The sequence below is a fragment of the Bernardetia sp. genome (genome assembly GCF_020630935.1).
GTDB lineage: Bacteria > Bacteroidota > Bacteroidia > Cytophagales > Bernardetiaceae > Bernardetia.
In genome coordinates this window covers 1-22,353 of sequence record NZ_JAHDIG010000012.1, presented here as the reverse complement: position 1 = coordinate 22,353, position 22,353 = coordinate 1, and the positions used below count along the sequence as shown (strand labels likewise).

Here is a 22,353-nt window from a genome sequence, read left to right as displayed (position 1 = left end):
ATTGTGTGTTTTTCTACTCTTTTGTTACCAGCTACAAAAATTCAATATCATAACAATGAATATATTTTTACTCAGAAAATCCCTTTGGAGCATCGCTATATTAGTATTTTGCTTTGGATTTTCTCACAACCTTTCTGCTCAAGATTTACAATTTTCGCAATTTCACAATGCACCTCTTTATTTAAACCCAGCCTTTGCAGGAATGCACCAAGGGGGAAGAATGACTCTTAATTATCGTAACCAGTGGCCAAGCCTTGATGTAAATTATGTTACGTATGCAGGAGGCTTTGACTACTATTTTTCTAATATCCGTTCTTCTATTGGAGTATTTGCGAAGGTAGATGAGCAAAGCACAGGAGTTACTCCCTACAAAAGCACAGATGTTTCGCTTATCTATGCGTATATGATTCCTCTGAGTGATAGAATAACAGTTCAACCTGCACTTCAAGTAGGTTATGTACAAAAGAATGCTGGTTTTATTGGACTTACCTTTCCAGACCAATTTAGCGATAGAGGATTTTTAGGTACTCCAACTGGAGAAAGTTTTGCTCGTAATACACTAGGGTATGTAGATATTTCGACAGGTGCAGTGCTTTTTGGACAAAATTTTTGGCTAGGTCTTTCAGCAAATCACATCAATAGTCCTTCAGATAGTTTTATTGGAGACAACAATCGTTTGCCTATCAAATTTTCTGTTCACGGAGGGTATAAAATAGATTTTGCTAATCGTTATGACACTCGTAACAAAAGTATTACTCCTAGCTTTATGTATAAAAAGCAAGGTTCTTTCCAACAACTTAGTCTTGGTGTAAACGGAGAGTACGAACCACTCTTGTATGGACTTTGGTACAGAGGTTTTCCTCTTGAGCAGTCAGCAAATAATTTCCCTAAACATGATGCTGTAATTGCTATGCTTGGTGTAAAATTTGGAGGATGGGCATTAGCATATAGCTATGATTGGTCTATTTCAGAAGTAGCTGCTGGAAAAGCAAACTCTCACGAAATTTCATTAGTGTTTAGTTTTGGAGGAAAAGATGATGTTCAGTGTCCGAATCCATTCTCTGAACCTCGTTATCGTGGCGCACGCTATCGTTAAGGTTAAAATAAAAAAAGAAAATGAGCAGTTTTACAATAAAATATAATTGGTAAAACTGCTCATTTTAGTTTATTTCATAATTCTTCTTATTAGGTCAGCATTCCACCATCTACTTGCAATACTTGTCCAGTAACATATTTTGAATAATCAGAAGCTAAGAATACTGTAACATCTGCCACTTCTTTTGAAGAACCTGCACGACGCAATGGAATAGCACTTTTCCATTCAGCTACCATTTTTTCATCTAGTTGCTCTGTCATTTCAGTTTCTATAAAACCAGGAGCGATAGCATTACAACGAATATTTCTTGAGCCTAATTCTAAAGCAATAGATTTGGTAAAACCAATAATTCCAGCCTTCGAAGCAGCATAGTTTGCTTGTCCTGCATTACCTTTTATTCCTACTACAGAAGTTACATTGATGATTGAGCCTTGTTTTTGCTTTAAAAATGTACGTGTAGAGGCTTTTACAAGATTAAAAACAGATTTCAAATTCACTTTTAACACCTCATCCCACTGCTCTTCGCTCATTCTCATTAAAAGATTGTCTCTCGTAATCCCTGCATTATTGACAAGCACGTCTAACGAACCAAAATCTTTTGTAAAGTTATTTACTAACTCTTCGGCAGCTTTAAAATCAGAAGCATCCGAACGATAGCCTTTGATAGTTGTTCCTTTTTCAGATAATTCTTTTTGCAAAGCCTCACCTTTTTCTACACTAGAAAGATAAGTAAAGCCTACATTTGCGCCCTCTTCTGCAAAGCGTTCTGCCATTGCTCTTCCAATTCCACGAGATGCACCTGTAATCAGTACATTTTTCCCTGAAAGTAATCCCATAAGTTTGTTTTAAATGATGAATGATTAAGTTTTGATTTTCAAAAATACGATAAATATTTAAGCAGTTGGAGGAAAATTATTTTTTACTCTATTTTTGTTAAAAGTCACTAACACAAGTATATTCGTAATTTTTAATTCGTAATTAGCTTCGCTGCTTTCGCAGGTCATAATTAACCAAATCTTGTGGCGTATCTATTCCTATACTCTCATAAGGAGTAATAGCGACTTGTATTTCAAATCCATTTTCTATCCAACGTAGCTGTTCTAACGATTCGGCAAGTTCTAATTTTGACGGACTAAGTTTTGTAATTTGTTGTAAAACATCCTTCTGATATGCATACATTCCAATATGCCTATAAAATGTATTTTCAGAAAGCCAGTTTTCTTTTTCTGTGTTTCTAACAAAAGGAATTGGATTCCTACTAAAATAAATTGCCTTATAGTTTATATCAAAAATAGCCTTTACTACGTTCACATCAAAAAGTGTTTCGCTCTCTTTTATCTCGCTAACTAAAGTAGCAAGCTGTGTATCTTTATTTTTTAGCAAAATATCTGCTAAACCATCTATCTGTTCTGGATGAATGAAAGGCTCATCGCCTTGAATGTTGATAATAAAATCAAACTCAGCATTTTTTTCTTCCAACAACAGTGCAGCTTCTGCAATTCGGTCTGTACCCGAAATATGTGTGTCTTTTGTCATCAAGACATTTGACGTGAAAGTTTTGACTTTATCAAAAACAATTTGATTGTCTGTGGCAATAAACACCTCGTCTAATTTAGAGGATTTTTTAGCTTGTTCGAATACTCTCTGAATCATAGGTTTTCCATTAATATCAGCCAAAACTTTAGCAGGAAAACGACTAGAAGCATAACGAGCAGGAATAATAGCAATAATTTTCATAAGTCAATTACGAATTATAAATTATGGAATAATAGGCGAAGCCAATTAAAAATTACAAAGCAATCAGCGAAACTAATTGAAAAACGACAAAGTCAATTAAATACAATACAAAAACTGGTTACTGACTACTGGTTACTGATTTCATTGCTCTTACCATTTCTCTTTTTGGTGGTGCGCCATCTAAGGTTTCTATGCTCCAACCTGCTGTTTTTAAATCTCTTTTAAACTGCCCTTGAGCGCAATACGTAACCAAAATCCCTTTTTCTTTTGTCATATTAAAAGTTTTTTCAAGATTAGAAAGTTGCCACACTTCTGCTTGTTTGCTAGGTGCAAAAGCATCATAAAAAATACAATCAAATTCTTCTTCCCCTGTAATTTCACTTTGAAAATCAGAATTATTTTTAAAATTCTCTAGTGTATTTTCTATTTTTTGTATTGAAAAATAGCTTGAAACTTCGTGTTTTTCTTCCCAACTTAATCTGTGAATTTGACCAAATATTTCTTTACTCTCTTCCTCTAAAAAATCTGTGTAGTTGAGTTTTTCAGCAATTTCTAGTGGCACAGGAAAAGGTTCTAAGGAAACATATTCTATCTTAATATTATTTTTCTGTGCAAATTCGTACGCCAATATTGCATTTAAGCCTGTTCCAAAGCCAATTTCTAATACTTTGATAGTTTCATATCCGTTTTCCTTCAAGTATTTTAACCCTCTATCTATAAAAACCCATAGAGATTCTTGAATTGCTCCGTTGTGAGAATGATAAGTTTCATTGAGGTCGTGGCGAAGAAGAGTATGCGAACCGTCTTTACTCTCTAAAAATGATAATTCTAATTTTTTACTCATAATAACTTTATTTGAAGGCTATTTCTTTAAATTATACGGACTTGGAAAGAGTTTTTTCTCAAAAAAAGAGAAAAAACAAATATATTTAGCATTATTTTGGCTAAAATATTTACATATTTCAAAATATTTTGGTATTTTTGATAAATCTAGTTACTTTTATTAGATAATGCTAAAAATCAATTATCATTTTTATATGATTTATAGCAAATAAGAATTTACAAAAATACTGTTATCAAACAATTAATCCTTACTGTTATGTTTTTAAATCAAAATCTTCGCTATCTACGCCGTAAATCTAAGAAAAGTCAGCAAGTATTGGCAGATGAAGCCTCAATTTCTCGTGGCGCATATTCTTCTTATGAAGAAGGAAGAGCAGAACCTCGCCTCCAAACACTACAACGACTAGCTCAAATATTTGAGGTTCAGATAGATAGCTTAGTAACTAAAAACTTAGAGGAAGAAAGCCAAGATACACCTAGTAAACGATTGGCTCGTTATGTAGCTGCAGATTCTTTGCGTGTGCTTGCCATAACAGTAGATGAAAACAATAATGAAAATATTGAAATGGTGCCTGAAAAAGCTGCTGCAGGTTATACAAAAGGCTACACTGATGTTCAATATTTAAAAGATTTGCCAAAATATCGTCTTCCATTCTTACCAAAAGACAGAACATACAGAGCTTTCGAAATTACAGGAGATTCGATGCTGCCATTACAATCTGGAACTATTGTCATTGGAGAATACGTAACAGACTGGCACGAAGTAAAAGACGGACAAGTGTGTGTTGTTGTACTGAGAAATGAAGGTATTGTTCTTAAAAAAGTATTTAATAAAATTGAAGAAAAAGGGACACTACTTTTAAAATCTACTAACCCACAATATGACCCTTATGAGTTGGAGATTGCAGAAGTAGGAGAAGTATGGCGTTTTGTAGCTTATATTGGAAAAACACTTCCTCAATCAGATTTAGATGGTTTGCGTACTGCTGTGCAGCGTTTGGAAGATCGTTTTCAAGAATTTACAACAAAACAATAAAGAAATTATCTAAACATAACAGTAATATTTATAAAAGCACAATTTTTTGAATTGTGCTTTTTTTTGCGCTTCATCTTTCAAGATTTGATTATTTTTATTTACTTTCAAAATAAAAATTATTTGTCTGTTATTCCCCAAAAATATTTTACTCATGAGTTTACCCCAACACCTACCGACATCGGAAAATGAACTGTTGTATGACGTTGATGTTAGCACAGAAAATGCCTTACGCATTTATTACAACGAAGAAGCCCATTGTATCATTACTCGTAGCATTGGCTTTGTTTATGAAGATGAGTTAAGAACCTTCTTAAATAAAATAATATCGTTTTTGGAAGAAAAAAACACAAATAAGTTAATCGTTGATTTGACCTATCGTCAAACCTATACAGAAGAAGACCAAGATTGGATTGATAAAGATTGGTTTCCTCGTGCATTAAAGGCTGGTTTGACTTATTTTGGCTATGTTCTACCTACTGATTTGTTTATGCAGCTTTCTGCTGATGAAATTTTGGTAAAACAAAAAGGTAGTGTTCATGTAATTCCTTTCGGAACATTAGAAAAAGCCATTGAATGGATAAAGCAACAAGGAGAATAGTCTTAAAAAGCTATACCATCTATTCCAAATCCTCTTTCAGTATTATAGTGTAGTGCAGGAAATGGTATTTTGATTCCATTCAAAGCCCCAAAAAGAATTTTCAGTCCTTTACGATTCGTTTTGATTTGATTCCAGTCAATGTCTAAGGAGATATAAAACGTTCTTGAACTTTGGTAGCCATTTTCATTATTTTGAACTTCACTTCCATAGAGCATATTTTCAGCTCCATATCCTATAGACAGAACCAGCCATTTTGGAAATTTAGAAGTCGTTTTTTTTGCTTTACTTTTCCATACAAAAGGGCTAGAAGAAAGCCAATAAATTTGTCCATTGTAGTCTTTTATGATTTCAGTGGACAAATTCTCTCCTAAAATATTTGGACGTAAATCAGAATAAGACGTAGGAGAAAAAGAAAATTTCATCAAAACACGCTGTTCTTTGAAAGCTATTTGTTGAGAAAGAAATAATAAAGCGCCTGTTCCATTAGCTATCAAATCGCCATAACTTGCTCCATACGTAGGAGAAAAACCATCAAATATTTCAATGGGCAGCATCAACCAAAAACCAGCCGTAGAAGTCCAAAGCGATGTTTTTTCAGAGTAGCCCATTTTTTTAGAAGCATAATATCCTACTTTACCTAACTGATAAGAAGTATAAGTATGCCCAAATTTGTCTAACTGATTCCACTGCTTGTTGTCATTAAAAAAATGAAATGAAGTTTGATTTTCATTTTTGTACCATGTCTGATACAAAAACACCATTCCTCCTGTGTAGGTGGTAGCTGCTAGGGTTGGAATAAGCCATTTTTTATTCTGTGTAGTCGTGTCTGAAATATTGGTTTGAGAAAAACCTAACGAAGTATATAATAAACCACACAGAATAAAGAAAACTAAAACTGTATTTTGAATAAAATTATTTCTCCACAGAAACATATCTTTCTAATGTTTTGAGAAGTAGTTCATTTTCTTCTGGCGTTCCGATAGTGATTCTCAAACAACCTTCACAGAGTGGTTCTTTGGAGCGATTTCTTACCACAATTTCGTTGTGTCGAATCAAAAAATTATATACTTCTTCTACTTTATCTGTATTTTTCAGCTTTACCAAAATAAAGTTTGTGCTAGAATCATATACTTTCTCAATGAAATGAAATTTTTCTCTATTTCGCAGTTGTTCTATCAATTTTTGGCGTTCAAAATTCAAAACTGCAATCGCTTGTTCTACTTGTTGAGAAAGATTCAGAGCCTTCGAAACTATCTTTTGTGTCAGCATATTGACATTATAAGGTGGCTTAGTTCGTCTGTAATATTCCATAATTTCGGCAGAAGCAAATGCCATCCCTAAACGCACACCAGCCATTCCCCAAGCCTTAGAGAGAGTTTGTAGTACTACAAGATTTGAAAACTCTGCTAAATCATTGGTAAAACTGACTTCTTTTGCATTTTCTGCAAAGTCTATATATGCCTCATCTACTACCACAATTCCATTAAAAGAACTACATAGCGTCCTAATATCTTCTTTATTGATTAAATTTCCTGTTGGGTTATTTGGGCTACAAACAAAAATAAGTTTTGTATTTTCATCTATTTGTTTTTTTATTCCTTCTAAGTCTAGTTGAAAATCTTTTGTAAGGAGAGTTTTTCTAATCTCAACATCATTTATTGTAGCACTTACAGCATACATTCCATACGTAGGAGGACAAATGATGATATTGTCTTTATTAGGAGTACAAAAAATTCTGAACAACAAATCAATCGCTTCATCGCTTCCATTGCCTACAAAAATTTGATTTTCTTCTACATTTTTTAGCCTTGCAAGCTGCGTTTTTATATCTCTTTGATGTGGGTCTGGATAACGGTTATAATCTACTTGAACCATATTTGAAAGAGGCGAACCCAACGCATTTTCGTTGGCATCTAAAAAAATAGGTGCAGCAGATTCAAATTTTTCATCTATTTTTGTAGCGTCTATATCACTTTTTTTGTATTCGTCTCTTGCTGAAGAATAGGCTTTTAATGTCAGTATGTTCGGACGAATAAGTTTTTGTAAGTCAAAGCTCATTTTTTCTGTTTTATCTTGACTAATTATATCTTGGTTCATTATGTTATAAATTATGTCTATCTAATTTCAACCGTAAGCGAGGTTTTAAGCCAGCGTTTAGGTTTATCTCTTACAAATTTAATCTATTTCATCAGTAAAAGCCAATACTTTACACTTAACAATTATGCAGTACTCTCTCTCTTCTCATTTTTCAGATTTTGACTTCGAAGCTGGTGTCGATGAAGTAGGTCGTGGATGTTTGGCAGGAAGTGTTGTGGCAGCAGCCGTTATTTTCCCAAAGGATTATAAGAATGCTTTCTTAAATGACTCAAAAAAACTATCAAAAAAAGATAGAGAAGAGTTAGATATAGAAATTAGGGAAAATGCTATTTCTTTTGCTATTGCAGAGGCAAGCCCTGCAGAAATAGATAAAATTAATATTTTGAATGCTTCTTTTTTAGCGATGCAGCGAGCTATTATTCAACTCCAACCCACTCCAGATTTTTTAATTGTTGATGGAAATAGATTCAAAACAGATTTGAAAATTCCTTATCAGTGCGTTATAAAAGGTGATTCTAAGTATTTGTCTATTGCAGCAGCTTCTATTTTGGCTAAAAATTATAGGGATAATTTTATGATAGAATTAGCAGAAAAATATCCTCATTATGGATGGGAAACTAATGTCGGTTATCCTACAAAAAAACACAAATTAGGCATTGCAAAGTACGGATTAACAGAATATCATAGAAAAACATTCAATAGTAGTGTACAGTTAGATTTAAGGTTTCAAAAATAGTGGTTAGTGGGAAATTACATTTTTAAATAATTGTTTTGAACTTTAGTCATTTAATGATAAAAATTTGAATTGATTAAATCCGTCATTCTATGATTTCGTATTTTAAGAAACAAATTCGTAGCACGAAACACGCTTTTGATGGACTTAGGATAATGCTCAAAGACTACAATGCCTTTATCCATATTCCTAGTGCTATTTTAGCGACAACCTTCAGCTTTGCTTTTCAAATATCTTCTACTGAATGGTTGTTTATTTTATCTGCTATTGCATTGGTTTGGATAAGCGAAATTTTGAATACAGCCTTAGAAAAATTAGTAGATTTGGTTAGCCCAGAGAGAAATGAAACAGCAGGGCAGATAAAAGATTTAGCTGCTGGTGCTGTGTTAGTTGCTGCTATATATGCCTTGGTGGTAGGAATAATTATTTTTGGGGAGAGGATATTTTTTGTATTGAAAAATATGAATTTATAAAAAAAGCTCATTTACTTGGCAAATGAGCTTTTTCTTTTTATTTAATTACTTGATTGTTACTTTACAGGAATAGCTGGAGTAGTTGGATAAACACCTCTAAAACGAGCCATAAACTCATCTACATCAGCTTGGTCTGCTAAATCAAACTTATCTTTTCCTTTAGGGTCTGTAATTAGTGTGTTATATTCTTCACTTGAGGAAAGCGTTTTGAGCGTACGTCCATCAAACTGGAAATAATACCATTGGTCTGGGTCAAGCTCAAAATAGAGTGTAAACTCATCTCTGTTTCCTGTTTGTGGAATTTCTAAGTACCCTGTCGTATTTACATCTATTTCCTCTTTCAGAATAGCAGCCAACCCAATGTCTCCAACACTATAAAAAGTTTGTTCGTCTGGCGACCAGTTCATTGTTACATCTGAAAGCACAATGGTTTTATCAATAACATCTGCTATTCCATAATCATTTGGAGCAAACCTTTTTTGGAAATTTTGAGCTTCTTTTGCACCTGCTTGCCCTGCTATTTTGAGAAGTGTATTTTTTGATTTATTTACAGTAGGCTTTAGACTTAAACGTTCTCTATTTTCCTCTACAAAGGCATTCAAATCGTCTCGCATAAATGAAAGCGCATTTCCTTTTGATTCTATATTAATGCTTACCATTGCATCTACGGTATATTTGCTCTCTTGGAAGTTAGCTTTTCCTACACCAGAAACATCTACTTGCGCTCTCTGATTACTATTGAACATCATCAATTTACCATCAAACTCTGCTGTACCTAGAGTCTTACTGGCTTTGAATGAATTTCCATCCTCTATTTCAGAAGATTTAGCTCTTTGTTCAGAGATAATCAAAATTGATTTTTCTTCTGGTTTTACTTTTACTTGACCTTCTCCCAAGAAAATAGGGTCTGCCTTCGGAATATCTTCTTGCATCACAGGGACAAAAAGTCCTTCTTCTCCTAAATAAATACCTGTAAAGGCTGGTTGTCCACCAATTTTTTGGTCTTTGATAAGTTCGGATGCACCTGCTGCAGCAATTTTCTGTGCTTTCTTAGATTTTGAATCTACATAGGCAGCACTCACTAAAGGAAACCAACCTGTTTGTGGAACTCCATCTATTACAAGACGTGCCTGTCCGTTAAATTCTAATTCGGAAAGCCATGCTTTGAGTGTTACTTCGCCTCTAAACTGTTTACCTTCTGAATAGATAAAGTCAGTGTCATCAATTACATCATCATTTTCAACGATGCTTGTAACTGATACTGTACCTTCTGTGCCGATAAGTTTTTCAGCTATTGCTGTTTTTCGTAAAGAATCTGGCAAATCATTTTCTGTAATGAGCTGTTTTCCGTAATTATTCAGTCTTAAATATTGTATCTTATCTGTTCCGTTGTCGTAGTTCAATACAGCTTCGCCTTGATATTCATTCCTAGAAACAATATCAATCGTACCTTCTGTGAGTTTATGGTATTTATTGATATTATTAACTATAAGTTCGGCATCTTCCAATTTATCCATCTTAGCATTCTGACGAATCGTAACATTTCCTTCTCTTGGATAGATTTCTGTATCTAGTACCAAAATATAAGGAACTCCTCCAATCGTTAGGTTTCCACTAGGAATGTGATAGTTAGCAAATGCAGCTCTAAAATTCAAACTGTCTTGCTCTGGAGCAGTTGAAACGAAATATTGTTGGTTTACATCTGCTGTTTCATCCAATCGGAAAGCTACTGTCTTTGCATCTGCATTCCAATAGCCTGTAGCTAAAGAGGTCTTATACTGCAAACTAGGAAAATCAAATACTTTCTCTCCCACAACTTCTGATGTAATGGTAGCTGTACGAGGCGATGCCAAAATATCATATTCAAATTTTACATTATTAGCAGCAACGGCTGGAATAGAATCGTTTGACAATGATTTAATTTGAAAATCTGATTCACGCCCAAAAACACGAGTGGTTTCGAAAGCAAATAATTTAGATTCGATGATAGCATCTTGCGTTTCTACCTGTCCATAACCTTTCAGTCCTAATGGAGTAAGTGCTAGAGTTCCAGTATAGTTTGCCTCTTTTAGTGTTCCTCCCTCTCCTTTATACATTCTGAATGGCGTATCTGTTGTGGTAAGCATCATACTGTCTTGTTTAGGAAGCCATTGCATCTGATAATTTTCTAATTCCACTTGTGGAAACATTGCATCATCTATCGTAACAGCATTGATTTTACCTTGTGAAGATGCTTGTTTTGCTGCATAAGCTCCTTTTGTTGTTACAGAATCTGCAAAGAATATAAAATCATTCGAACTTAGCTCGGCTGCTAGGTACGTCATCTTGGCAGGCTCGTTATCAATAGGTTTTTCGCTCTTTGTTTCATCTGTTTTTACATTTTTTGGATTCTCCTCAATATCTTGAATATAGCGTTCATTACCAGCACGAATACCACTGTTACTGACCACGACTTGCCCTGTCAGAAGTTTTCCTTTTCCACCATACAAAGGCATTCCATCAGGATGTTGCCCATCTAATACATTGTGTGTAAAACCTAAAGACTTATCTGGCATTACTCGTATGGGTTCTTTAAATTTCTCAAAAATTGGAGTATTGAATGTTCCTCCAAAACGCAAATCTTCAGGTTTTCTTTTTGATAAACTATCTAGTGTAAAGTTATCTACATCGAAGCGTACTGTTGAGTCGTTATACGCTCCATTCATTACTTCATTACCTCCAAAACGAACTGTTCCACCAGAAGTAGTATTGAAAAGTGGATAACGTTCCGAATCGCTAAACCTTCTTCTGTCATAGATTCCTGCTTTATTATTAGGAAGATTGATAGAAAATGTCCCTGCTACATCTTTAAAACTATTTGGCATAGTATCTCCTTCTACAAAAAACTGCATAGAGTCAATTTTTGCCATATCAAATTTAAAATCTTTATAATCAAACTCAAATCCTTCCCCATTAAAGATAAAGTTTTTAGCTGCAACCTGTCCATTGACTGTCATGTTTCTGTTTTCTTTTATGATAACTTGCTTATCAACAGGTTTTGCCTTTACAGCATAATAGTTTACAGAATCTACTTGAGCATTACTATAAGTTACTTCTTCCACACCTCTGACTTTTAGTTCGTTGTTTTCAAAATAATAAGTAATATTATCGCTATTTGTCCCCAATGAAGAAAGTCGTATTTGGTCATAATCTGAACGCAAGCGATTATTGATAGGAAGGTTAGCTCTTGCATAAAGCAATCCCTTTGGCGTAAGCGTTACCCAGTCGGCAGCCTCATCATACTCAACAAAGCCAGCTCCAGCCATATCACGCATAGAACTTTTTACGTGCACAGGTTTTTGTTTGAAATGATTTGCCAAATCTGCACTTGTAAAGGAAAGAGAAAATGGCTTGCGCCTTGAAATATATGCCCATGCCATAACTAAAGGGTTAAATGGATACATCCCTTGAACAGCACGTAATTCGGCCTCATTGAAATAGGCATTCGAAGTAACGGTAACAAAATCTATTTGCTTCATAATAGAATCCCTCTTAGATACATTGCGACTTGCAGCCTCATAAGCAGCCATTACAGCACCACGCCCAGCCAAGCTATAAATATTCATTGTATCTGACTTCAAATCCCAGTTCACATAGTCAGCTGATATACTCACATCGTGGTAAGAGTCTATAAAGGGAGCATATTTAAAGAGTTTTTTGTCTCTACGAGCTAATAGTTGTAAACTGTCATCGTCATAACGAAGTTTTACTCCTTGATGGACTATTGAATCTTTTTCGCCTGTGTAAATAATCAGCTGAGAAAGTCGGTTGGTAACAGCGTGTTCGCTAAAGACATAATCTTGCCTTGAAGTGGACTTAAAGCGAGTTTTTCCTTCTTGTTCTAATCTTATAGAGGCTGCTCCTCCTCCAAGCGATTTTGAAACTATTTTTTTACCTATCAAGGAAAATCCTCCTTCATAAATAATGTCTTTCAAAAATCCTTTTACTTCTATATTATTATTATAAGAGGTAAACCTTGGATATAATGGATTTGGTTTGTTGTTTGTACGAGCTGCAAAGTAGTCAAATTGTCCAATTACAGCAGAATCTACATAACTACCATAATATAATTTAAACTCTTCTGCTTTTATTTCAGGTTTTTTGACAGTGAAACTAAATTTGCTAAACTCTCCATATACATCTGGTAAAACACCCCAGTCGAAACGTCCTCCTTCTCCTGTAAATGCCCCTTGAGCAAAGACTACTTGTCCAGTAGTATTCTGAATTTGAACAGTGTCATTTGGCGTTCGGATGGTAAAAGTAATATCATCTAACTGCATATAAGGACCTGCTAATTCTAGTTTTTCAGCAATAGGCTGCACAAAACTGCTCATTATGTTAGGCTTAACAATCGGATTATAACTCTCTGGTTCATCATTATTGGCTGTTTCAGTAGCATTTCCCCAGTCTCCCCCACTACTCCACTCGTCTGGACTTCCCCATCCGTCTCCTACTTGTACATCGTCTCCTGCATTTTCCTCTACCCAGCCTGTATCCCATCCATCATTTGACCATCCATTATCATCTGTTCCTGAATCATCTCCCCAACCTAAATCTTCTGCTGTCTCTTTTTTTTCTTCAGTGGCTTGCCCTGTATCTGTTTGACTTTCTATAATGTCATTAATATCTTCTGGAAGCTCAACTGCATCTTGTGGGGCAGCAGCTTCCCTTCCATATCCAAAAGAAAAATTCTGATTTCCTTCTACAACAACTCCACTGGTTTTATATTTGTAGAGCATATTTTCTGTCAAATAAAGACGTGTAATCCTATAAAAATTAGTTGCTACTCCAACAGATGTTTCAGAAACAGTAGTATCAGAAACTTGCAAAAACGAGGTCAGTAGTTCGTCTGTCAGTCTGCCATTTTGTTTTCCATAAAAAATACAAGCATAAAAATCTTCCGAAGTAGGATTAGTAGGGTAGTTTTTTCTATACATATTTTTAGCTACCTTAAACAATAATTTCTTTTGCTCTTCTGAAAGCTCTCCATCCCAAAGAGAAGCCACTCCATCTGCTATTTCTATTGTTTGAGGTTGAGATTTTCTTTCAATTATCTGACGCATATCTTCAACGAATTTTTTTTCATCGTTAAAATGCCTTTGTGCCTGTATTTGAAAAGTAGTAGATATAAATAGTAAGAAAATAAGCCAACTAATTGGCTTTACCATCGTATTTTTAGATAGGTTTTGTGGTCGTAACTTTTTTAAAACTCGCATTATATTTGGATTTATAGTATTATGAGTTGAGCAAGAATATGAAAAATACGGATTTTTTTTAGAAAAAAATAGTTTGTAGAAAAAGAGAAAACGCTTTTTTTGTTAAAAATAAAAAATATAAAATTTCCATTATCAATAAATTTTCTTGTTTAGTTAGGGAACGCAAAACTGACTTCTTTTCGTTAATTTTACAGACAGAAAAAGCGAAATTGTCGTTTAAAAAGTTAGTAAAATCATAAAGTATAAGTGATATTTTATTATCAGATATAGTCAATAATTTAATAAACAATAGCATACAAAATGTTACCAGCACCTTTTAAAAAATGGGCAACTCGCCCTGTATATTCAAAATCTTTTACGCTTCGAATTCCATTTAAGAAAGAAAATAATGTCCTTACTTTTGTTATTCAACTCAATAACAGACTTATTTTTGCGCTCATCGGAATTTTTAGCATCGTTGCTATCTTACAAATTTCTCTACTGATGAGTGAGAAAAAAGAAAATACAACGGTTCATGTAGCATCAATAGCTGAAAACACCAACAAAGAGTATTTTGAAGGAGAAGGACTGACTAAAGGAAATCAAGAAGAAGTTGAAGAAAATGATGAAGTGGAGTATGACGATGTGGTAGGTTATGGCTACAAACACCTTTCTAAAAGCAGTTCTCCTTCGAAAGTAGAAACAGAAGATAAGCGTAAAGCCTTTTTAAAAGTCAAGCATACACTCATTAGTGAGGCACTTATAGAAAATCAAGTTTCTCGTTTAGACCAACTCAATGATAAAAAAATGATTGCCTTGAATCAAAAACTCAGCGAAGCCTTTATTACTATTGTTTTGAATCAAACAAAGGTAGAACCTCACGTAATGGCATACTTTACAGGCACAAAAGACCTAAAAAAATTTGAAACAGCTCTTATGGAACAAGCCAAATATCACGTTCCAGCTTCCATCAAACTTGCTCAATCGGCATTAGAAACAGCTTACGGACAACGTATTGTCAATAATAATTACTTTGGAATAAAAGATAAAAAAAGAAAAACAAAAGCCATCACAACTACTGAATATTATACGCCAGCCGAATACAAAGCCAATAAAAGCAAAGTGGTAAATTCAAAAATCATTAAGAAAGATGGCAAAACACTTTATAAATGCCTTATAAAAGATAGCTTTGCAGACTATTCTTCGCCTTGGGAATCTTTCAGAGCGCATTCTATTTTCTTAAACGAGAGCAAACGCTATTCTCCATTATTTACAAAGGGAAAAAACTACGAAGACTGGGCAGATAAAATTGGCTCTACCAAGTATGGTGGTGTTGGCTATGCAACTTCACCTATTTATGGCGAACTATTGAAAAAAATTATTAGACGTTATAATCTTGATTTGTTAGATTATTGATAAGAAGTTGTTTAAGAATAAAAATAACCGTCGTTGAGGCTCAAAATACAGCTATCAATGAGGAAAAAAATTATCCTAAACGATGATTATAAATCTAGTTTACGGTTACTGAAATATATACTTTAGGTCAAGTTTCTATTCTATATAAATTCCCATGACTAAAATATCATCGGTTTGTTTTTCTGTTTTCTTCCAGTTTTCTAAAACTTCATTTAATAATCTTTCTTGGTCTTGAATAGGTTTTTTGCTTACTTCAAGTAAAAGCTCTCTAAAACGTTTTTTCATAAACTTCCTCGTCTCATCACTTTCACTTGCTTTCCCAAATTGGTCTTGAAATCCATCACTTGCCATGTAGAGTGTAACTTGATTTGGAAGAATGAAAGTAGTTGTTTCAAAAATCTTCTCTGTGCGTTTTTTATATTTTGACTTTCCTCCACCAATAGCGTGTTTTGAGCCTTTTATCTCTCTGATTGTTCCGTGTTCGACTAAATACAGTGGATTTTTTGCTCCTGCAAACTTTAAAGTTCTGCTCGTATGACAATAATTTATAATTGCCATATCCATTCCATCCCTCGTACTTTGGTTTCTAAAAGTGGCTTCTATTTGCTCATCAAGAAGTTTTAAAATTTCATCTGGAGCAGTATTTTTCTTATTAATTATAATTTCTGTAAGCAAGTCGTTTCCCATAACTGTCATAAATGCCCCCGGTACGCCATGTCCTGTGCAGTCTGCACAAACAGCAATAGAATGTTTTTTTCCTTCTATGATTACATCAGAAAACCAATAAAAATCGCCACTGACAATATCACGAGGTTTGAATAAAATAAAACTATCATTGAAAAGATTACTCAATAAATTCTTATCTCCCAAAATAGAGTCTTGAATACGTGCAGCATAGCGAATTGAATCTGTGATATGTTGATTTCTTTCCTCCAAGACTTCACTTTGGCGTTGAAGCTCTGCATTGCGTTCATTTACTTCAAGTGTTCTTTCGTTTACTTTGCGTTCCAAATTAATTGTTAAATCCTCTACACGATTAAAGGCTTTTGAAAAGCGTTTTGCTAAAATGCCCATTTGCAAAAGAATAAAAGCACCAAAACCGAACTGAATCAAATCAAAGTATTTTGTAAGTGAAATACCGATTGTATTTAATCCGTCGTGTATTCCAGTCAAGAGTAAAAAGGCAATCCCTAATGTTTGCCAAAGGGTTTCGTCTCGTTTTCTATAAATAGCTGTTCCTAAAATAACCACACCAAAGAGAATTGCAATTACCATCTGAATGATTTGCAAGGGTGGCACAACTTTCAAGAAAATAGAAACAGGTAAGAACAAGAAAAATGCACTAAAAGCAGCCAAACCACCAGAAATAGGAAACATAAACCGTTTAGATTCTCTTGGATAAAGCGATTGTAAGTAAAGGATAGCCGTAGGAAAAAGTAAGAAAAATGAGCCGTAGTAAATACGAGGCTGAAGACTTGTGTTTTTTAGATGCAAATACAAATATTCATAAAAATAATGGTCTGCAAATACCAAATGAATCATTGCCAGAGCAAAAGTAATAAGTCCAAAATACAATGTTGATTTTTGTTTTGGACGGAAAGCAAATAATATAAAATGATAAAAGGCAATAAAAAATAGTAACCCAAGCCATACCCCACTCCAATTTTGTTCTAATTCTTTGTCTTGTAAAAGCATTTTATATGTTCCGACTTCAAAATTTTCAAGAATGCCTCCTATAAAAAAACTTGGGTTGGCTACATGCACTACAATATCCAATTCAGAAGTTTCTTCTAGCATCAGTAATTCTCCCAAAAAAACATCATTTGCTTCTTCTGCTTTTGTGGTTAGAGTACCTGCTTCATAAATTGGCTTATTATTGATAAATACTTTACTAGCTGTCCATATTTTAGGAACTTTGATAGCTAAGTCTTTACGGAGATTCTTGGGTAATTTTACTTTGATTCTATAAGTGGCTGCGCCATTGGTAGGATAATCTTCATCTGTTTTGGGGTCTTTGTAGGTATTCCATGCTTTTGGTACAGGAACATACTGAAACTCGTTTTGCTCATCGATATTTTTAGGCAAAATCCATTTACTCCAAAAAAATTGCCATTCTCCTTTCAAAACTATGACTTCTTCTGGTTCTATAATTTTTTCAGAAAGGTCTATCACTCCCTTTTCTGCTTCGATAGGAAGTTCTTTTTTGTCTGAACAAGAAAAAAGAAAAAGCAAGAAAAAACAACCTACCATTATTTTGAAACTTCTTTTCAAAAATATTTGACAAGATAAAAATTGGAATAAATGTGGAAATATTTCTTTTAATGTATAGTTTTGCATTCCGAAAAATGAATAAATTCAAGTATAAAGGCTTTTTCAGTAGCCTAATTTACGAATAAAAATGAGATATGATAGAGTTTGAAAGACTGATATATCATCTTTTCAATCAGTTTTTAGTGTATAATCCTAATACGCCTCTGCTTTTCAACAGTGGTGTTTTTTTGGTGCTATTTCTGATTTTTTATGGTGGTTATATTTTTCTCTATAAAAATGACTTGCTAAGAATTAGTTATGTAATTCTCTTTAGTTTTTTCTTCTACTACAAATCTAGTGGAGGGTTTGTCGTGCTGTTGGCTTTTTCAGCAATTTTTAATTATTTGAGTGGTATTTTGATAGATTCATTTCAGCTTCGGCTGAATAGAAAAATCGTTCTTTGGATAAATATTCTAATAAACGTAGGACTGCTTTTTTACTTCAAATATACTTTCTTCTTTCTTAAAAACTGGAATGCAATCACTTCTCAAAATATTGAATTAGAAGCCATTTTTCTTCCTATTGGTATTTCTTTCTTTACGTTTCAAGCTATCAGTTATGTCGTAGATGTTTATAAAAAACAAATCTCGGCTTGTAGAAATCTACTTGATTTTGCATTTTATCTTAGTTTTTTTCCTCAACTGGTGGCAGGACCTATTGTAAGAGCAAAAGATTTTTTACCACAAATCAGACAAAAATTAGAGTTTGATTCGGTAAGTATGGGTTGGGGACTTTTTTGGATTTTGAAAGGACTTTTCAAAAAAGCTGTTTTGGCAGATTATATTGCTCAATATGTAGATTTGATTTACTCTAACGAAGCTGGTTATACAGGCTTTGAGCATCTTTTGGCAATGTATGGCTATACTATCCAGATTTATTGTGATTTTTCAGGCTATTCGGATATGGCAATCGGTTTGGCAATGCTGATGGGTTATGAACTTTGCCTAAATTTTGACCGTCCGTATTTGGCTACTTCGATTACAGAGTTTTGGAGACGTTGGCATATTTCTCTTTCTACGTGGCTACGAGATTATATTTACATTCCATTAGGGGGAAACAGACACGGAATTTTGAGAATGTATTTGGCTCTTATGGCAACCATGCTCATTGGAGGCTTTTGGCACGGTGCAGATTGGAAATTTGTCTTTTGGGGAGGAATGCACGGAATTGGGTTAGTTATTCATAAAATCTATCTTACTTTCGTAACCGACTTCAAAAAGAACAATGCAGAAAAAGATAACTTTAAAAAGATTGGATTTCTCAAAAAAACAGCCTTTTCCGTTTCTGATACGCTAATCAATTTCATCAAAAATAGTTTGGGTTGGCTCATTACTTTCCACTTTGTCGCCTTCTTATGGATATTTTTCAGAGCAGAGAGTTTCGAAAAAGCGTGGTTTTCTGTTCAAAAAATAATTACTGCCACAGATTTTGATTATGCTCTTCCTTTTTGGGAAACACGTCCGTTGTTTGTAGTGATGCTTCTTGTAGGATTGTTTCTGCATTTTAGCTCAAAACTATCATACAACAATCTAGGACATTATTTTGCAACTCTTCCCTTTTGGGCAAAGGCAATTTGTTATCTAGTGGTGATTCAAATTATTTTACAAGTGCAGGCAGAAGGCGTACAACCCTTTATTTATTTTCAGTTTTAATTTTTGTTTTACTAGCAAAACAAAAAGTTCCTAAAAACGTTAATAATACATATAACTTAGAAAAAAGAGCTTCTGATTTGTATAAGAAAACCAAATCAAAAGAAGACGATAGTAAGTAATAATAGAGATAAATAAATTTTTGCTATTTTTATTCAAGCTCACTCATTATGTGTTTGTAGCAAAATTTTGTAGTACTATTTTTTGCTTGTATTAATCAACTGGTATATATTCAGCTGTTATTTTTTTATGATACAAGTAGTTTTGTTCTAATTATCTTTCTATTTAAGTAACAACTTTCATCAATACATTTAAAATACTGCTCAATTTTAATTAATTTAGCAAAGAAACCAATATATATCGTTGTACGTTGTTAGAATATACTATATTTTATTACTTGCTCTTTTTACACCAACTATCTGTATAAAATTTTTATGAACACATCTACTCTTTTTAGGATTTTTTTCCTCACTTTTTTATCTCTGTGTGTACATATTTCTTCCTATTCACAAACTACTCCCACCCAACGTGCAAGTGTAGTCTCTGGAGGTGGAGGAAAAACAAGTACTGGAAGTTTTCAAAACTTTGGCGTTATAGGAGAACCTATCGTTTCCTCTCAAATTGGAAATGGTACTACCACTGGTCAGATGGGATATATTTATATGACCGTTGGGAACGAACCCTACTATATTGGACGAAATGATTCACTTATTTTGGTGGACATGTACAACAACATGGGAGGCAATGGTTGGCTAAACTCTTGGGATTTGACACAACCTGTTACTACTTGGGCAGGTGTTGAGATAGCTTATGGTTCTGTTCTTTCAGTAAACCTAAATAGTAACAACCTTACAGGTACAATGCCTATTTCAGTGCGTCGTTTTTCTAGGATAAATGAACCAGATTTTCAAATCAATATTGGAAATAACAGATTAGGATTTGAATCGGCAGAAGATTTTGTAAATACAATTCCAATTTTTACGTATTCCCCACAAGCAAAAATTTATTCTCGCCTAGACACTACCATTACACAAGGAGAATCTATAACTTTTACTTCTGAAGCAGCAGGAGATTTTAACAACTATCAATGGTTTAAAGATAATGTTATTTTAAGTGGAGAAACTGCTCCCACACTAGAACTCACAAGTGTACTTCCTTCTGATGCAGGAGAATATTTTTGTAGAATTACCAACTCACAAGCTACTTTACTGACTTTAGAACGTCGTATTATTAATCTAAATGTAGAGGGATTTGTCAATCCTTTCGACTCGCTTGCTTTAGTACAAATTTATGAAGAAACAGGAGGCGAAAACTGGGTAAATTCTTGGGACTTAAACAGCCCTGTTTCCACTTGGGAAGGCGTTACGTTACAAGGAAATAAAGTAAGAGAATTAGACCTTTCACGAAGAAACTTAGTAGGAGAATTACCTGATGTTTTTGATGCAGAGCTGTTTTCAGAACTTCGTTATCTTAGCTTTTTTGACAACCAACTAGATGGAGAAATTCCTTCTACGATAGGCAAACTTTCAGAACTAACTTATTTAGATTTAGATAAAAATAATTTTGAAGGAAGTGTCCCTGCTTCTTTCGGAGAACTTACCAACTTACAAGCTCTTTGGCTTTCAAGAAACAATCTTAGCGAGCTTCCCAATCAGATTGGAAATATGGCTAGTTTGCAAAACTTATATCTAAATGATAATAATTTTGCTTCTCTGCCTACCACTTTAGGAAATTTGAGTGAACTATTAGTCTTAAATGTTAGTGATAATGAACTTTCAGAATTTCCAAACTCAATAACAAATCTCATAAAACTAAGAGAACTTTATGCTAATCGTAATCTAATAGCAACCCTTCCGACTGCGATGAGTAACCTTGCTGCTCTAACAACTTTTGAAGTAAATAGTAATCAACTCTCTTCCCTGCCTACTACAAATTTGTTACAACTCGCTAACCTATCTGTACTTCGTGTGGCAGAAAATAGCCTAGAATTTGATGATTTATTGCCTTATGCTAACCAAAATTTCCAAACTTTTGATTATGCTCCACAAGCTCCTATAAATGAGGAACTAGATATTTTAGCTACTATAAATAATTCTGTTTCTTTTTCAGTAGAAACTCAAGGAAATGGAAATGAATACCAATGGACAAAAGATGGACAAATTGTTTCTTCTGCTCAAACTCTTACAATAAACAGAGTTGGAACAACCGATATAGGAATTTATTTGGCAACAGTTAATAACCCTAGTTTACCCAACCTTACGCTACAAAGAAGAAGTATCACATTAAATGTGGAATGTGCTGATAACTTAGGTTTTACGATAGCAGAGCCACAACAAACGGTATTTTGTGAAGAACAGCCTTTTGGGCTTCGCTTAGAAATTGATGCTAGATTTGCTGGTAGTCCTCAAATTCGTTGGAGAAAAGATGGAGTAATTCTAGCTTTTGCAAATCAGATAAATTACACCGTAACACAAGCTGGAGTTTACACAGCCGAAATAGTAACAGCAGATGGGTGTACGGCTCGTTCTAATGAAATAGAAATCACGACACTACCCCAACCCGAATTATTCATAGAACTGATTGATAATACAACTTTTACAAGTTCGATAACCAGTACAGAACCTGTAACCTACCAATGGCTAAAGGATGGAGAAATTATAGATGGAGCAACCGAAGAAACGTTCACTCCTACTGAAAGTGGAGAATACAGTCTTTTAGTTCGTTCAGAAACAGGATGTAGTTCGGTTTCTGAAAGTATTATCTTTAATAATCCAGTTACTGGTATTGATGAGCCAATAGAGCTTCGTGGACTTTCTCTCTTTCCAAACCCCAATAATGGTATTTTCTTCTTAGATTTTGGAACAAGCTATCCAAACGGAACTCCAAGGTTTACGCTGATAGATGGCATAGGCAGAGAAATTGATATAAAAATAGAGCAAGTTTCTTCTACTCGCTATAAAATTTATGGACAAAAGCTCACTGGAGGAATGTATCAACTTAAAATAGAAACATTAGACGGAGCTGCTTTGCGTAAGTTCGTTTTGTCAGAATAATGTTAGAGCTTGTTTAAAATTACTTTTAGCCTATTCAGATTGCATTTTTATTTAAAATAATCTGAATAGGCTATTTTT

General features: G+C 34.0%; 15 protein-coding genes. 8 read left to right on the top strand and 7 right to left on the bottom strand.

What is annotated here, in order from left to right:
• The first annotated feature begins 55 nt into the window (after window positions 1-55).
• On the top strand, window positions 56-1,096 hold the full coding sequence (locus QZ659_RS05205; protein WP_291722926.1) for a type IX secretion system membrane protein PorP/SprF: 1,041 nt from the start codon (window positions 56-58) through the stop codon (window positions 1,094-1,096).
• An 89-nt stretch (window positions 1,097-1,185) separates the two neighbouring features.
• On the opposite strand, the gene fabG is transcribed toward QZ659_RS05205, so the two are convergent.
• The 3 genes from fabG to mnmD form a co-directional block, all read right to left on the bottom strand.
• Window positions 1,186-1,932, bottom strand: coding sequence for a 3-oxoacyl-[acyl-carrier-protein] reductase (gene fabG / locus QZ659_RS05200; protein ID WP_291722924.1), 747 nt, complete (start codon window positions 1,930-1,932; stop codon window positions 1,186-1,188).
• A gap of 142 nt (window positions 1,933-2,074) precedes the next feature.
• Window positions 2,075-2,833 (bottom strand): 3-deoxy-manno-octulosonate cytidylyltransferase, encoded by a 759-nt coding sequence (kdsB, locus tag QZ659_RS05195; protein ID WP_291722922.1) that lies wholly within the window; start codon window positions 2,831-2,833, stop codon window positions 2,075-2,077.
• Window positions 2,834-2,951: 118 nt separating this feature from the next.
• On the bottom strand, window positions 2,952-3,677 hold the full coding sequence (mnmD, locus tag QZ659_RS05190) for a tRNA (5-methylaminomethyl-2-thiouridine)(34)-methyltransferase MnmD (protein WP_291722920.1): 726 nt from the start codon (window positions 3,675-3,677) through the stop codon (window positions 2,952-2,954).
• A gap of 255 nt (window positions 3,678-3,932) precedes the next feature.
• Between mnmD and QZ659_RS05185 the strand changes: the two genes are divergently transcribed.
• Together QZ659_RS05185 and QZ659_RS05180 are read left to right on the top strand one after the other, a co-directional pair.
• A complete protein-coding gene (locus tag QZ659_RS05185) occupies window positions 3,933-4,712 on the top strand; it encodes an XRE family transcriptional regulator (RefSeq protein ID WP_291722917.1) in 780 nt (259 codons plus the stop codon).
• A gap of 151 nt (window positions 4,713-4,863) precedes the next feature.
• Complete coding sequence (locus QZ659_RS05180; protein ID WP_291722914.1) at window positions 4,864-5,310, top strand: hypothetical protein; 447 nt, start codon at window positions 4,864-4,866, stop codon at window positions 5,308-5,310.
• Between the two features lie 2 nt (window positions 5,311-5,312).
• Here the strand turns inward: QZ659_RS05180 and QZ659_RS05175 are convergent, their stop codons facing one another.
• Together QZ659_RS05175 and hisC are read right to left on the bottom strand one after the other, a co-directional pair.
• Window positions 5,313-6,242, bottom strand: coding sequence for a DUF2279 domain-containing protein (locus tag QZ659_RS05175; RefSeq protein WP_291722911.1), 930 nt, complete (start codon window positions 6,240-6,242; stop codon window positions 5,313-5,315).
• Complete coding sequence (hisC, locus tag QZ659_RS05170) at window positions 6,223-7,407, bottom strand: histidinol-phosphate transaminase (RefSeq protein WP_291722909.1); 1,185 nt, start codon at window positions 7,405-7,407, stop codon at window positions 6,223-6,225. Before hisC ends, QZ659_RS05175 begins: the two co-directional genes overlap by 20 nt.
• Window positions 7,408-7,531: 124 nt before the next feature.
• On the opposite strand from hisC, the gene QZ659_RS05165 reads away from it, so the two are divergent.
• Both QZ659_RS05165 and QZ659_RS05160 read left to right on the top strand, forming a co-directional pair.
• Window positions 7,532-8,143 (top strand): ribonuclease HII, encoded by a 612-nt coding sequence (locus tag QZ659_RS05165; protein WP_291722906.1) that lies wholly within the window; start codon window positions 7,532-7,534, stop codon window positions 8,141-8,143.
• A gap of 89 nt (window positions 8,144-8,232) precedes the next feature.
• Window positions 8,233-8,613, top strand: a complete 381-nt coding sequence (locus QZ659_RS05160) for a diacylglycerol kinase family protein (protein ID WP_291722903.1) — start codon at window positions 8,233-8,235, stop codon at window positions 8,611-8,613.
• Window positions 8,614-8,669: 56 nt separating this feature from the next.
• Here QZ659_RS05160 and QZ659_RS05155 read toward each other — a convergent pair whose 3' ends face one another.
• Entirely contained in the window at window positions 8,670-13,868 is a 5,199-nt protein-coding gene (locus tag QZ659_RS05155) for a hypothetical protein (RefSeq protein ID WP_291722900.1), read from the bottom strand.
• Window positions 13,869-14,168: 300 nt separating this feature from the next.
• Between QZ659_RS05155 and QZ659_RS05150 the strand changes: the two genes are divergently transcribed.
• Complete coding sequence (locus QZ659_RS05150; RefSeq protein WP_291722897.1) at window positions 14,169-15,263, top strand: glycoside hydrolase family 73 protein; 1,095 nt, start codon at window positions 14,169-14,171, stop codon at window positions 15,261-15,263.
• Between the two features lie 135 nt (window positions 15,264-15,398).
• Here the strand turns inward: QZ659_RS05150 and QZ659_RS05145 are convergent, their stop codons facing one another.
• Complete coding sequence (locus QZ659_RS05145; protein ID WP_291722894.1) at window positions 15,399-17,534, bottom strand: PP2C family protein-serine/threonine phosphatase; 2,136 nt, start codon at window positions 17,532-17,534, stop codon at window positions 15,399-15,401.
• 134 nt (window positions 17,535-17,668) lie between these two features.
• Between QZ659_RS05145 and QZ659_RS05140 the strand changes: the two genes are divergently transcribed.
• A complete protein-coding gene (locus tag QZ659_RS05140; RefSeq protein WP_291722891.1) occupies window positions 17,669-19,225 on the top strand; it encodes an MBOAT family O-acyltransferase in 1,557 nt (518 codons plus the stop codon).
• Window positions 19,226-19,656: 431 nt separating this feature from the next.
• A complete protein-coding gene (locus QZ659_RS05135; RefSeq protein ID WP_291722888.1) occupies window positions 19,657-22,275 on the top strand; it encodes an immunoglobulin domain-containing protein in 2,619 nt (872 codons plus the stop codon).
• Window positions 22,276-22,353: the final 78 nt, after the last annotated feature.